Source organism: Brevibacterium spongiae, assembly GCF_026168515.1.
GTDB lineage: Bacteria > Actinomycetota > Actinomycetes > Actinomycetales > Brevibacteriaceae > Brevibacterium > Brevibacterium spongiae.
Map to the genome: position 1 here is coordinate 147740 of NZ_CP093443.1, position 14318 is coordinate 162057.

Annotated in this window: 12 protein-coding genes; 8 read left to right on the top strand and 4 right to left on the bottom strand. The window is 66.8% G+C overall.

Annotated features, from left to right (window positions below):
- Positions 1-19 precede the first annotated feature (19 nt).
- Both L1F31_RS00660 and L1F31_RS00665 read right to left on the bottom strand, forming a co-directional pair.
- Complete coding sequence (locus L1F31_RS00660; RefSeq protein ID WP_265418814.1) at positions 20-1138, bottom strand: YkvI family membrane protein; 1119 nt, start codon at positions 1136-1138, stop codon at positions 20-22.
- Positions 1139-1298: 160 nt separating this feature from the next.
- The gene (locus L1F31_RS00665) at positions 1299-1961 is read right to left on the bottom strand and encodes a GntR family transcriptional regulator (protein ID WP_265418815.1); all 663 of its coding nucleotides are present in this window, start codon (positions 1959-1961) and stop codon (positions 1299-1301) included.
- A gap of 136 nt (positions 1962-2097) precedes the next feature.
- On the opposite strand from L1F31_RS00665, the gene glyA reads away from it, so the two are divergent.
- The 8 genes from glyA (at position 2098) to L1F31_RS00705 (ending at position 11780) form a co-directional block, all read left to right on the top strand.
- Complete coding sequence (gene glyA / locus L1F31_RS00670) at positions 2098-3465, top strand: serine hydroxymethyltransferase (RefSeq protein ID WP_283255783.1); 1368 nt, start codon at positions 2098-2100, stop codon at positions 3463-3465.
- Complete coding sequence (locus L1F31_RS00675) at positions 3465-4682, top strand: sarcosine oxidase subunit beta family protein (RefSeq protein ID WP_166828763.1); 1218 nt, start codon at positions 3465-3467, stop codon at positions 4680-4682. The genes glyA and L1F31_RS00675 overlap by 1 nt, the downstream gene beginning before the upstream one ends.
- Positions 4683-4714: 32 nt before the next feature.
- On the top strand, positions 4715-5005 hold the full coding sequence (locus L1F31_RS00680; protein WP_152346091.1) for a sarcosine oxidase subunit delta: 291 nt from the start codon (positions 4715-4717) through the stop codon (positions 5003-5005).
- Complete coding sequence (locus L1F31_RS00685) at positions 5002-7929, top strand: glycine cleavage T C-terminal barrel domain-containing protein (protein ID WP_265418816.1); 2928 nt, start codon at positions 5002-5004, stop codon at positions 7927-7929. The genes L1F31_RS00680 and L1F31_RS00685 overlap by 4 nt, the downstream gene beginning before the upstream one ends.
- Positions 7922-8629 carry a sarcosine oxidase subunit gamma gene (locus L1F31_RS00690; protein ID WP_265418817.1) on the top strand — a complete coding sequence of 236 codons (708 nt, stop codon included), beginning with the start codon at positions 7922-7924 and terminating at the stop codon, positions 8627-8629. The genes L1F31_RS00685 and L1F31_RS00690 overlap by 8 nt, the downstream gene beginning before the upstream one ends.
- Complete coding sequence (locus tag L1F31_RS00695) at positions 8629-10056, top strand: L-serine ammonia-lyase (protein ID WP_265418818.1); 1428 nt, start codon at positions 8629-8631, stop codon at positions 10054-10056. The genes L1F31_RS00690 and L1F31_RS00695 overlap by 1 nt, the downstream gene beginning before the upstream one ends.
- Positions 10057-10205: 149 nt before the next feature.
- On the top strand, positions 10206-11060 hold the full coding sequence (purU, locus tag L1F31_RS00700) for a formyltetrahydrofolate deformylase (RefSeq protein ID WP_166828750.1): 855 nt from the start codon (positions 10206-10208) through the stop codon (positions 11058-11060).
- Positions 11061-11111: 51 nt separating this feature from the next.
- Positions 11112-11780: a GntR family transcriptional regulator gene (locus L1F31_RS00705; protein WP_265418819.1), complete on the top strand. Its 669-nt coding sequence runs from the start codon at positions 11112-11114 to the stop codon at positions 11778-11780.
- A 187-nt stretch (positions 11781-11967) separates the two neighbouring features.
- On the opposite strand, the gene L1F31_RS00710 is transcribed toward L1F31_RS00705, so the two are convergent.
- Together L1F31_RS00710 and L1F31_RS00715 are read right to left on the bottom strand one after the other, a co-directional pair.
- On the bottom strand, positions 11968-12951 hold the full coding sequence (locus L1F31_RS00710; RefSeq protein ID WP_265418820.1) for an Ldh family oxidoreductase: 984 nt from the start codon (positions 12949-12951) through the stop codon (positions 11968-11970).
- A 296-nt stretch (positions 12952-13247) separates the two neighbouring features.
- Positions 13248-14171 carry an IclR family transcriptional regulator gene (locus tag L1F31_RS00715; RefSeq protein WP_052240135.1) on the bottom strand — a complete coding sequence of 308 codons (924 nt, stop codon included), beginning with the start codon at positions 14169-14171 and terminating at the stop codon, positions 13248-13250.
- Positions 14172-14318: the final 147 nt, after the last annotated feature.

Genomic DNA, 14318 nt, shown 5'->3' on the forward strand with positions numbered 1-14318 from the left:
CGGCCGCCTCGGTGCGGGGTCAGCTTTTCCGCTCTGCCGCGTGGCGGATCGTGCGGACGACCATCAGCACCAGGAGGACGATGCCGACGTAGCCGTTGATGACGTAGACGATGTTGACCATCTGCGAGAACGGCAGGGCGAGGCCGATGATCGTCCCCAGCACGGCGAGGCCGATCGTGACGTACTTGAACTTCTTCGTCTTGTCGTCGAAGAAGCGCGAGGACACCGTCCACAGCAGCGGAATGGCCGTCGTGTAGATTCCGGCGAGGATCATCACGGAGATGAGCGCCCCGATCCACGGTCCGAGGCTGCTGGCGAGGACGAGCATCGGGATCTCGACGTCGAAGACCTCGCCGATGTTGGCCAGCAGCCCGAGGCCGACGACCATGCAGGCCAGGGAGAAGGCAATGCCTCCGACGAAGCCGCCAGCCGTGGCCTCGCGCCGGTTCTTCACGGTCTTGCCGAGGGCGGCGAGGAACGCTGCGAGCCAGAGCATGCAGAATCCGACATAGGACAGCCCTGAGAGGAACCAGTTCGAGGACGCCTGAGTGACGTCGAGGCTCGGCAGGATATCGACTCCGGTGGAGACGCCTGCGGGGTCGCGCGTGATGCCGTAGACGCCGAGGGCGATCGCGACGACGACGATGACCGGGCCGATCTTGCCGATGACGTCGACGAGGCTCGTCAGCCCGAACCACACGGTGGCACAGACGACAGCGGCCAGGGCGATCCCGCCGATGAACTTCGACAGTTTGTAATGCTCCTCGAAGACCGCGCCGGCACCGGCGATCATCACGGTGAAGGAGAGGAAGACGAAGAGGATCGAGAAGTAGTCGAAGAACGTGCCGAGGTACTTTCCGCCGTAGTAGTAGAAGACGCGTGAGGGTTTCTCGAACTGCTCCCGCCTGCCCGTGAGGAAGAGCTCGACGGCGACATAGGAGATGAGCACGAGCACCAGAAGACCGGTGCCGAAGACGCCCCAGAAACCGTAGGACGCGTAGTACTGGAGGATCTCTTGGCCGGTCGCGAAGCCCGAGCCGATGAGGAACGCGATGATCGCTCCGGCGTATGTGATGATCCGCAGGATGCTGGTCTTCTCGGTTGAAGCCAGATCAGCGGCGGTGGAGGTGTCAGTCATGGAAGTCCTTCGTCGTTGAGGGAATGAGGTGGTCGACAGAGTCAGGTCGACAACTGATATATCACATTCAAGCACGTTAGCGTGTGTTTGTGATCACGTCAACGGATGCCGAGGTCGGTACGGGGCGGAGTGGGCCCTCGGTGCCAGGTGGAGGGGCGCCTCAGCGCAAGGTGGAGCGGACGGTCTTGTCGAACTCGCGGACGTGCTCGGCGGCGCGGGCGGCCACGGTCTGTTCGTCGCCGTCGAGGATCGCCTCGAGCAGATCGATGTGCTCGCGGATGTGGGTGACGAGATCCGGGATCCCCGGGATGACGAGGCACCAGATGCGGGTGGCCAGGTCGTCGAGGCGGATGAGCGTCTCCGACAGGTGCGGATTGTCCGCAGACCCGTAGATGAGTCGATGGACCTCGAGGTCGCGCTCCATGAGCGTGCGCTGATCGTCGGTCGACTCGAGTGCCTTGAGGCCGGCGATCGCGGCCGAGAAATCCATGCGCCGCTCGGATGTGAGGCTGCGGGCCGCGCGACGGGCGGCGATCGGCTCGAGAGCTTCCCTCATCTCCGAGATCGTCGACAGATCGGTGAGGTCGACATTGGTGGCGAAGGTTCCACGCCGCGGATAGGACACGACGAGGTGATCGCGCTCGAGGCGTTTGAGTGCCTCGCGGATCGGTGTGCGGCCGACCTCGAGTTCGGCGCTCAGGGCAGCCTCGTTGATCGGATCGCCCGGAGCGATGTCGAGCATGATGAGCCGGTGCCGCATGATCTCATAGGCGTGATTCGCCAGGGACGTCGTCGGTGACGTCGCGTCGGCGGATGCGCTCATGAGAAGACTCCTGGAAAACTCTGCTGACAATGTATTGCGTCGACTGGATTTCTCTGCCTACACTACAGGAACGCATCTGATATATTAGTTGCTGATCAGTTGAGGACAGCTGATTGCGACAGGTCAAAGGAGATCCATGACAGAGCAACTCGCAAACCCCGCCGAAGCCGGCACGACCGAAGCCTTCCCCAGTCGCGAACCCGTCGAGCTGAGCACCCCGATCGCCGAACTCGATCCATCGATCGCCGGCTTCATCGACGCCGAACTGGCCCGGCAGCGCGAGGGCCTGGAGATGATCGCCTCGGAGAACCACACCGCCTCGGCCGTCATGGAAGCTCAAGGGTCGGTGCTCACGAACAAGTACGCCGAGGGGTACCCAGGCCGCCGCTACTACGGCGGCTGCGAACACGTCGACGAGATCGAACGCATCGCCATCGACCGCGTCAAGGCCCTCTTCGGAGCCGCGTACGCGAACGTCCAGTCGCACTCCGGAGCCCAGGCCAACGCCTCGGTCATGCACGCCCTCATCCGTCCCGGGGACACCGTCCTCGGACTGAATCTCGCCCACGGCGGCCACCTCACCCACGGAATGAAGATCAACTTCTCCGGCCGCCTCTACTCGATCGTCCCCTACGGCCTCGACGCCGAAACGGGACGCGTCGACATGGCCGAGGTCGAACGCCTCGCCCACGAGCACCAGCCGAAGCTCATCGTCGCCGGCTGGTCGGCCTACACCCGGCAGCTCGACTTCGCCGAGTTCCGTCGCATCGCCGACTCGGTCGGTGCCTACCTCATGGTCGACATGGCCCACTTCGCCGGACTCGTCGCCGCCGGACTCCACCCCTCACCGGTCCCGCACGCCCACGTCGTGTCCTCGACGACGCACAAGACCCTCGGCGGCCCCCGAGGCGGCATCATCCTCACCAATGACGCGGACATCGCGAAGAAGATCAACTCCGCCGTGTTCCCCGGACAGCAGGGCGGACCCCTCGAACACGTCATCGCCGGCAAGGCCGTGGCCTTCGGGCTCGCCGCCACCGACACCTTCGTCGACAAGCAGAAGCGGACCCTGGCCGGGGCCGGCGAACTCGCCCGCCGCCTGACCGAAGCCGATGTCGCCGAACGCGGAATCTCCGTCCTCACCGGCGGCACCGACGTCCACCTCGTCCTCGTCGATCTGCGCAACTCGACCCTCGACGGAGCCCAGGCCGAAGATCTGCTCGCCCAGATCGGCATCACCGTCAACCGCAACGCCGTCCCCGACGACCCCAGGCCGCCGATGGTCACCTCCGGTCTGCGGATCGGCACACCGGCGCTCGCCAGCCGCGGATTCGGCAGCGAAGCATTCGCCGAGGCGGCCGACATCATCGCCGAAGTGCTCAAGGCCGGCACGGACGAGAACGGCGCGAACCCGGAGACCATCGCCGAACTGAGCGCACGCGTCACCCGACTCGCGAACGACCACCCCCTGTACCCCACCCTCACCGAGATCGGAGCACGCTGATGGCTGACCAGCTTCCCGAACACCCCGACTTCCTATGGCGCAATCCGGAGCCGAAGAAGTCCTACGAAGCCGTCATCGTCGGCGGCGGCGGACACGGACTCGCCACCGCCTACTACCTGGCGAAGAACCACGGAATGACGAACATCGCCATTCTCGAACGCGGCTGGCTGGCCGGGGGCAACATGGCCCGGAACACGACGATCATCCGCTCGAACTACCTGTGGGACGAGTCCGCCGCGATCTACGAGAAGTCACTCAAACTCTGGGAGCAGCTGCCGGCCGAACTCGACTACGACTTCCTCTTCTCCCAGCGCGGCGTGCTCAACCTCGCCCACACACTCCAGGACGTGCGCGAATCCCAGCGCCGTGTGAATGCGAACAGGCTCAACGGCGTCGACGCCGAATGGCTCGACCCCAAGCAGGTCAAGGAAGTCTGCCCGATCATCAACATCGGCGACGACCTCCGTTACCCCGTGATGGGCGGGACCTATCAGCCGCGCGCCGGCATCGCCAAGCACGACCACGTGGCCTGGGCCTTCGCCCGCAAGGCCGATGAGATGGGTGTCGACATCATCCAGAACTGCGAGGTCACCGGCATCGATCGCATCGGCGACAAGGTCGTCGGCGTGCAGACGAACCGCGGACCGATCGCCACCGAGAAGGTCGCCCTGGCCGTGGCCGGCGACTCCTCGGTGCTCGCCGACATGGCCGGGATCCGTCTGCCGATCCAGACCCACCCGCTGCAGGCGTTGGTCTCCGAACTCTTCGAACCCGTGCACCCGACCGTGGTCATGTCCAACCACGTCCACGTCTACGTCTCCCAGGCGCACAAGGGCGAACTCGTCATGGGCGCCGGCGTCGACTCGTACAACGGCTACGGTCAACGAGGCGGCTTCCACGTCATCGAGGAGCAGCTGGCCGCGGCGGTCGAGCTCTTCCCGATCTTCGCCCGCGCTCATGTGCTGCGCACCTGGGGCGGCAACGTCGACGTCACCCTCGACGCCTCACCGATCGTGTCGAAGACCGAAGTCGAGGGACTCTACGCCAACTGCGGCTGGGGCACCGGCGGCTTCAAAGGAACCCCTGCGGCGGGCTTCACCTACGCCCACACCATCGCGAACGACGAACCCCACCCGCTCAACGCCCCGTTCGCCCTCGACCGCTTCGAAACCGGCCACCTCATCGACGAACACGGCGCCGCCGCCGTGGCGCACTGAGCGAGTCGACGCACCGGACTGAAAGGACCGACATGCTGCTCATCCACTGCCCGAACTGCGGGCCGAGGGACGAAACCGAATTCCACTACGGCGGACAGGCGCACGTTCCCTACCCCGAAGACCCGTACGCCCTGACCGACAGGGAATGGGGCGAGTACCTCTTCTACCGTGAGAACAGTCGCGGTGCCTTTGCCGAGATGTGGAGCCACAGCGCCGGCTGCCGGAAGTGGTTCAACGCCGTCCGCGACACCGCCACCTACGACTTCACCGCGATCTACCCGATCGGCTCGCCCCGTCCCGACACGCAAGGAGAGGTTCGATGACGAACACCACCCGTCTGCACTCCGCTTCTCGACTGCCCTCTGCCACCGGCATCGACACCACCCGACCGATCGACTTCACCGTCGACGGACAGACCTACTCGGGCTTCGCCGGTGACACGATCGCCAGTGCCCTCATCGCCGCGGGCCGCATCGACTGCGGAAACTCGACCTATCTGGGTCGGGCCCGCGGCATCCTCGGCGCCGGCGTCGAGGAGTCCAATGCGCTCGTCCGCGTGCATTCCCGGTACTCCGGAGACGTCTCCGAGTCGATGCTGCCCGCCACACGCGTGGCCATCGCCGAAGGACTCGAGGCCGACTACCTCGCCGGGCTCGGGATCCTCGATCCCGGCCAGGACGAACTGACCTACGAACACAAGCACGTGCACACCGACGTCCTCATCGTCGGCGCCGGGCCCGCCGGACTCGCCGCCGCACGGGAGGCCGGCAAGTCCGGTGCCCGCACGCTGCTGCTCGACGACCAGCCTGTGCCCGGCGGCTCCCTGCTCGCCGCGGGACCGGCCACGGCCGAGACCATCGACGGACAGGACGCCACCGCCTGGGTCGAGTCCACGGTCGCCGGGTTCGCCGCGCACGGAGAGCTCACCTACGTGAAGAACACCACCGTATTCGGCAGCTACGACTCGAACTACTTCGTCGCCCTCGAAGACCGCACCGAAGCCGTCGCCGCCGCCGGCGGTCACGGAGTGCGCCAGAAGGTCTGGCACGTCCGTGCCGGTCAGGTCGTGCTCGCCACCGGTGCGCATGACCGTCCGATTGTCTTCGCCGACAACGACCGTCCCGGCATCATGCTCGCTTCGGCCGTGCGCACCTACCTCGGCCGCTACGGTGTGGCCGCAGGGCAGAACGTGGCCGTGGCGACGACGAACGACTCCGCTTATGACCTCGTCACCGACCTCCACGCGGCAGGCATCACCGTCCCTGCGGTGATCGATTCCCGCCCGACCGCCTCGGCGGTGGCAGAAGCCGTCACCGAAGCCACGGGCACCCGTCTCATCCTCGGCTCTGCCGTCACCGGCACCGCCGGTGAGGGACCCGCCGGACGGATCAGCGCGATCACCGTCGCCGGACTCGACGATGACGGCGTTGCCGCAGGTGAGAGCGAAGAGATCGCCGTCGACCTGCTTGCCGTCTCCGGCGGACATTCGCCGGTCATCCATCTCCACGGTCAGCGCAAGGGCACAATCCACTGGAACGGCGACATCGCGGCCTTCGTGCCGACGACGCCCGTGCGCGACCAGTTCACGGTCGGAGCAGTGACCGGGGACTACTCGCTCGAAGCGGCTCTGCGGCAGGGCGCCGAGGCGGGGAATCAGGCGGCGAACCGCACCGGCTTCCCGGCCGCGCTCTCCGTCCCCGCCGCCTCAGCGATGGCGTACGCCCCGGCCCGCCCGCTGTGGCTGGTCACCTCGGCGGACGACGATCACCAGAACCTGAGCACGCACTTCATCGACTTCCAACGTGACCAGACCGTCGCCGACGTGCAACGGGCGATGGGCGCGGGCATGCGCTCGGTCGAACACATCAAGCGCTACACCTCGATCTCGACGGCGAACGATCAGGGCAAGACCTCAGCGGTCAACGCGATCGGCGCGATCGCCTCGGTGCTGGGGGAGGCCGACGACCTCGGTCGGGTCGGTCACACGACCTTCCGCGCACCCTTCGCCCCGGTCCCGTTCGCGGCACTGGCCGGACGTCGCAAGGGCGAACTCTTCGACCCCGCCCGGGTCACCTCGATCCACCCCTGGCACGTCGCCCACGGCGCCGAGTTCGAAGACGTCGGCCAGTGGAAGCGTCCCTGGTACTACCCGCAGCCGGGCGAGGACATGGACGCGGCGGTGCTGCGCGAGGGCAAAGCCGTGCGCGAATCCGTCGGCTTCCAGGATGCCTCGACGCTCGGCAAGATCGAGATCCGCGGGAAGGACGCCGGGGAATTCCTCGGCCAGATCTACACGAACGGCTTCAAGAAGCTCAAGGTCGGCAAGGGCCGCTACGGACTGATGTGCAAGCCCGACGGAATGATCTTCGACGACGGCGTGACCCTGCGGGTGGCCGAGGACCGCTACTACATGACGACGACGACCGGCGGCGCGGCGACCGTCCTCGAATGGCTCGAGGAATGGCACCAGACCGAATGGCCCGAACTCGACGTCGTCTTCACCTCGGTGACCGAACAGTGGTCGACCGTCGCCGTGGCCGGTCCCCGGTCACGGGACGTCATCGCGAAGCTCGCTCCGAACCTCGACGTGTCGAACGAGGCCTTCGAGTTCATGGGCTTCCGCGAGACCACGTTGGCGAACGGGATCCCCGCACGGATCTGCCGGATCTCCTTCTCCGGCGAGCTCGCCTTCGAGATCAACGTCGACACGTTCTACGGGCTGACTGTCTGGGAGGCCGTCGCCGAGGCAGGTGCCGAGTACGACATCACCCCGTACGGCACCGAAGTCATGCACGTGCTGCGTGCCGAGAAGGGCTTCATCATCGTCGGCCAGGACACCGACGGCACCGTGACCCCACAGGATGCGGGCATGGAGTGGATCGTCTCGAAGCTCAAGGACTTCATCGGCAAACGCTCCTACACACGGGCCGACACGTCCCGGGAGGACCGCAAGCATCTCGTGGGCGTGCTCCCGGTCGACGGGACCACGCGACTGGCCGAAGGCGCCCAGCTCATCACCTCGGGCACCCCCGTCACCCCCGAGGAGGGACCGGTGCCGATGATCGGCCACGTCACCTCGTCCTACATCTCACCCAGCCTCGACCGGCCCATCGGGCTCGCTCTCGTCGAGAACGGCCGCAACCGGACTGGTGAGGTCGTCCAGTCACCGCTCGGGGGCACCCTGGTCGACGTCGAGATCACCTCACCTGTCTTCTACGATCCGGAAGGGAACCGCCGCGATGGCTGACACCACCTACTCCACTGACACCCTCGTCACACCCGAACCCCTCGAGGACCTCCGGGTCTCCCCGGCTGCGCATCTGGCCGAGGCGATGGCCGATGCGAGTGCCGCCGGCGGGCGCCGGGTCGTTCTGCGCGAGCTGCCGTTCTCCGTCCAGCTCGGTCTGCGGGCAGAGCCGGATTCGGCCTCTGGGCGGGCGCTCGAAGACGTCTTCGGCCTGCCGCTGCCGCGTCGGGTCGGTGAGGTCACCGGCGATGGTGCAGGACTGCACATCCTGTGGCTGAGCCCCGATGAGTTCCTCGCCGTCGACGTCTCCCGCCAGCAGCAGCCAGGGGAGACTCTCGTCGCCGAGGCGGGTCTCGAAGGACTGCCCGGACAGGCGGTCGATCTCTCCGCCAACCGCACGATCCTCCAGCTTTCGGGCTCGAAGGCCCGGGAAGTGCTCGAGAAGAGCTGCCGCGCCGACCTTCACCCGCGCGCCTTCGGCGTCGGCACCGCGATCGTCACTGCGCTGGGCCCCGTCCCGGTCATCCTCCACCACTCCTCGGTGCTCGAATACCGTGTCTACCCGCGAGCGAGCTTCGCGGACTTCACCGTCCGCTGGCTGCTCGACGGAATGGCCGAGTTCCTCGACGACGGCGAGAGTGCCGAGGTCGGGGCGGGCGATGCCGGCCGTGCCTCGGCGCGCGAAGAGGACGTCGGCTGATGGCACTCGGGGTCCTCGATCTCTTCTCGATCGGCATCGGCCCCTCCTCCTCCCACACGGTGGGGCCGATGCGGGCCGCACTCCGATTCGTCGACGAACTCAACGGGCAGGGGATCCTGCACCGGGTCCGCCGGGTCCGCGTCGGACTCTACGGTTCGCTGGCCGCGACCGGAATCGGGCACGGTTCGGACTCGGCGGTGCTCGTGGGCTTAAGCGGTTTCGATCCCGAGACGCTCGACCCCGACCAGGTGGGCCCGCTGGTCGAGGAGGTCAAGACGCAACGCAAGCTCCACCTCGGCGGGCGTCTGGTCATCGAATTCGAAGCGGAGACGGATCTCGTCCTCCACCTGCGGAAGAGCCTGCCCGGCCATCCCAATGGGATGGTCATCCGTGCCGAGGTCGACGATGAGGTCATCGAGCGCGAGTACTACTCGGTCGGCGGGGGATTCGTCGTCACCGCCGAGGAGCTCGCTGCCGAGAACGACGCCGCCGAGGCGATCGAGGCCGCCGAGTCGGCCGGCCAGCAGGGCGCCACCGAGGGGGAGACGGGTCAGGCGATCGAGTTCGCCACGGCCGATGAGCTCCTCGCCCGCTGCCGTGAGCACGGGCTGAGCATCGCCGAGCTCATGGCCGTCAACGAACGCGCTGCTCACACCGATGCTCAGCTGCGGGAGAAGCTGTTGGCGATCTGGGCGGTGATGCGCGAATGCGTGCACAACGGGTGCACGCGTGAGGAGACGACGCTGCCCGGCGGGCTCAAGGTGCGCAGGCGTGCCCCTGAACTGCGGGAGAAGCTCGAAGCAGCGGACTACCAGGCATCGGGGTCGCTCGACGCCCTCGAATGGGTCAACCTCTACGCGCTGGCCGTCAATGAGGAGAACGCCTCGGGCGGACGCATCGTCACCGCCCCGACGAACGGGGCCGCGGGCATCATTCCGGCGGTGCTCCATTACATGGACCGGTTCGTCGTCGAGACGGAGGATTCCGACGATGCCGTCGTGACGTTCCTGCTCACGGCCGGGGCGATCGGGATCCTCTTCAAGCGCAATGCATCGATCTCCGGCGCCGAGGTGGGCTGTCAGGGAGAAGTCGGATCCGCGTGTGCGATGGCTGCCGCAGGATTGTGCGCCGTCCTCGGCGGCACACCGGAGCAGGTCGAGAACGCCGCGGAGATCGGTCTCGAGCACAACCTCGGGCTCACGTGCGACCCGGTCGGCGGGCTCGTGCAGGTGCCCTGCATCGAACGCAATGCCATAGCCTCGGTGAAGGCGATCAACGCGGCCCGGCTGGCGATGCACGGCGACGGCTCGCATCGGGTGAACCTCGACCAGGCGATCGAGACCATGCGGCAGACTGGAGCCGATATGAAATCGAAGTACAAGGAGACATCGCGCGGCGGCCTCGCCGTCAACGTCATCGAGTGCTGAACAGCACGAGATCACGGGCCGGCCTCGGTGCACCGCCGCAGCCGGTCCGTGTCGGACACCGCCCCTGATTTCGCACCACACCAGCTGCTGCACCACCCCAGCTGCTGGACTACCCCAGATCTGGCACGACCGAACAGGAAGACAAGCACATGCAGGATTTCATCTTCACCCTCGAATGCGACGAGCGTCCCGGCATCCTCCACTCGGTGACCGGCGCCCTGCTCACCCACGGCGGCGACATCAAGGAACTCAAGCAGTTCGACGACCAGTACACCGAGCGCCTGTTCCTGCGCATCGATTTCAGCGTCTCGGCGGAGCCCGGCAACGGGATAGAGGCGCTGCGGACCGACTTCGAGGCGATCGGAGAGGAGTTCGGAGCGACCTGGCAGCTGTGGCCGCAGGGGGAGAAGCGGCGGGTGCTCATCATGGTCTCGAAGTTCGAGCACTGCCTCAACGATCTGCTCTTCCGGGCCCGCGTCGGCGAGCTGCCGATCGAGATCGCGGCCGTCGTGTCGAACCACCCCGACCATCGGGAGCTCGTCGAATGGCATCACATCCCCTTCTTCCGGATCCCCGTGACGAAGGAGACGAAGCCCGAGGCCGAAGCGAAGCTGCTCGAACTCGTCGACCGCTTCGAGGTCGACCTCGTCGTCCTCGCCCGTTATATGCAGATCCTCTCCGACGACCTCGCCCGTGAGCTCACGGGCCGCGCCATCAACATCCACCACTCGTTCCTGCCGTCCTTCAAGGGTGCGAAGCCCTACCACCAGGCGTGGGAGCGCGGAGTCAAGACCGTCGGGGCGACCGCGCACTTCGTCAACAGCGAACTCGACGAAGGTCCGATTATCGCCCAGCAGCTCGTGGAAGTCGACCATTCCTTCGGTCCCGAAGACCTCGTCGCCGCCGGTCGCGACGCCGAATGCAAAGCCCTGTCCAATGCCGTGAAATGGCACTGCGACGGCCGCGTGTTCCTCTCGGGCAAGAGGACCGTCGTCCTGCGCTGACGCCTCTCGAGTCCGCTGCGCGGCAAACTTGGCGTGGATAGACTGTCGAATATGAGCGAGACCCAGACCGAGATCGGACCCCGCATCGGCGACCAGGTGTTCGAGGCTCTGCAGGCGAGCATCCTCTCCGGCGAATATCGCAGCGGAGATCGACTGCGGATACGCCAGCTCGCGGCGTCCCTGGGTACGAGCGTCATGCCCGTGCGGGAGTCGCTGGCCCGACTCGAGGAGGTCGGGCTCGTCGAGACCAGCCCGCACCGCGGGGCCGTGGTCAAGGAATTCACCGCCGAGGAGCTGCTGCAGATCTATTCGGTGCGTCGCATCCTCGAGGTCGAAGCGACGGTCCAGGGCGCGCAGAAGCTCGATGGGGCGGGCCGGGCGCGGCTCGATGAGGAGTTCGCGGCGATGGAGGCGGCTCTCGACTCCGGCGATGCCTCAGAGTATCTCGACCACGACGAAGAGCTGCTCGCGACGATATATTCCGCCTCGGGCAATCCCGTCCTCGTTGAGACGATCCGGACCCTGTGGCTGCGCTGCCGGGCGTACAAACTCGTCGGTGCCAGGCGGGAGATCTCGGCCGAAGCCAAGGCGCCGTTGCTCAAGCACCAGCGCCGACTCATGGATGCCGTCGACGCCGGTGATCCGGGGGCGGCCGCCGAGGTGACCGGGGAGTCTTTCGACGACGCCGTCCGCCGCATCCGTGCCGGTCTAGGGGCCTGAGGGCCGGTCGCTGAGCCCATTCCGGTCGGCCGATTTCTGGGGAGGTGCGACCGCTCTGGCTGTTCCAAATACGTACGCACCGACTGCGCACTCAAGCGTCGGTCGTGCCCACTGACCGTTCGAGTTACCGTCGCTGTACCGAGTTATGCGGTGCGAGGTCGACGGCAACTCGAGCGGTCGGTGAAGCTCAGGCGCGGCTGAGGAGCACCGAGTGGAGTTCCTCCGGCAGCTCGACGACCTCGAGGCTGCGTTTGCGGCCGAAGTCGAAGCCGAACCGTGCGTGCAGACGGTCAAGATGCTCGGCGACCCGCTGCGAATAGCCAGGGTCGAAGGCATCGGCCGCGATCGCGATGACGAACAGTCCCGTGCCCGGGCTCTCCTGACCCGAGTCGAAGGCGGGTGCGTCGACGGAGAAGCGGCCCCCGCCGTGGACGGCGAGGAGTTCGATCATGAGCGCGACATTGCTGCCTTTGACCCCGCCGAACGGCAGCAGGGAACCGGCGAGGGCGGCCCCGGCATCGTTCGTGGCCGCCCCGTCGGGTGCGAGGGCCCATCCGTCGGGGATCGTCTCTCCCCGGTCGGCGGCGTTGCGGACGTTGACCCACGCGGTGGCGCTGGTCGCCTGATCGAACATGCGCGGGCCACCGGTATGGGGAACGGCGAACGAGAACGGGTTCGTTCCGGTCGCCGAGCCCGGTGTGCCGAACAGCGACATCAGCGCCGGTGAGTTGGCCCCGGCAAACGCCACCAGGCCCCGTTCGGCGAGCCGCGTCGTATAGCAGCCGAGCTCTCCGGCGGTGAAGGCGTTGGCGATGTTGAGGACGGAGATGCCGAGCGATTCGGCGGACGAGGCGAAATCGTCGAAGGCTGCATCGAAGGCGAGCTGCGCGGTGCCGCGGTCGGCGTCGACGTGGTGCGCTGCGGGCAGTTTGTTCGTCACTTTCGGCTGCGCCTGCCCGTTGATGCGGCCGGCCTCGAGGCCGTCGAGGTAATCGAAGAGATGCGCCGTGCCCACGGCGGTCTTTCCCCGTCGCTCGGCCGCTACGGTCGCCTCGGCCAGAGACTGCGCCAGCGCGGGTGACCCACCGGCAGCGGTGATCGCTGCAATGCACAATTCACGCAGTTCGGGAATCGTCAGGGACACGGTCGTGGCATCAGGAGTCTCCGGCATGCCCTCACGCTACCGGAGTTCGCGCAGTGCGCTGGAGCCGGACCCGGGGTGAGTACGAAGCGCCCCCAGGCTGCCGCGGCAACACCTGGGGGTCGTCAGCTCTGGGGCCAGCCAGTCACGTGGTGACTCGGGAACCGGGAGCCCGACGTTGCTAGTGGTCAGGCTACCAGGAGGTCAGACCCCGTGCGCATGTAAGCAGATCGGCGCTTCCTGCGGGTGGATCCGTCTCGATCCAATAGCGGATTTCGAGGTGGATCCGCCCGCAGGAGTCATGCGCGAGGGGAACAAAGGCCGCCTCAGAGGTCGCCGGAGTCCGGGGTGAGGTCGGTCTGCGAACTCAGCGCCTCGGCGATGGCCTTCGCCTCCCGGCGCAGCAGAGCGACGAGACGTTCGACCCGGGAACCGGTGACACGGTCGGCGATCGAGGCGATCGACAGGGCCGCACGCGGCCGCGATCCGCGGATGCGCAGCGGAACCGCCACTGCCCACGACCCCTTGGCGAAGAGCCCGGGATTGTGGACGAAGCCGTCGATACGGGCCTGATCGATGATGTCGCGCAGGTGCGGGACGGAGACCTTCGGATACCTCTCGGCGAGGATCTCGGCGTTGGCCTCGAACTGGGCGTCCACCTCGGCGGGGGAGAGCTCGGAGAGGATCGCCAGCGATCCGGCGCCGATGCCCAATGGGTGACGGTCGCCCACGGACAGGGCGTTGTTGAAGATCTCACCGAAGCCCTCCTCGCGGCGGGCGCAGATCGAATAGCTGCCCGTGCGCAGGGTGAGGAAGACGGTGTCCTGGCTGAGCTCGGCCAAGCGCATCAGGCTCGACTCCGACTCCGTGACCAGCGGATCCACCGATTTCTGAGCCAGTTGACCGAGGATCTGCGACTGCACGCCGAGGCGGTACCCGCCCTCCTCGAGGCGTTCGACGTATCCCATGGCGATGAGCGCCTGGAGCATGCGGTGGACGCTGGCTTTCGGGCGGCCGCTGATCGAGGCGAGCTCGGACAGGCTCGCGCCTTCGCGCCGCTCCCCGGCGATGAGGCCGACGAGGTTGAGCAGCGTCAGCGCGCGTTGGATGCTCTGAGCGCCGGTGCCCGGTTCGAGGCTGTCGACGGCGTGGGCGACATTGAACGAAGCGGACCGGCGCAGGAGCCGACCGCGCATCTTGATGCGATACTCCTCGCGGAGGTCCTCATTCGAATCGGCGGCGTTGTGCATGACTCCATTATGGCCCGTTGCCGTCGTCGCCTGCGGGGTGCCACCGTGATCCAGGATGTGGAACTCGGTATCGATCGGCGAGGACCGCCTCGGCGACATCCGCGCCTAGACTCGGATTCGCCCTGCCCGAAGGCGGGGCGCATGGAT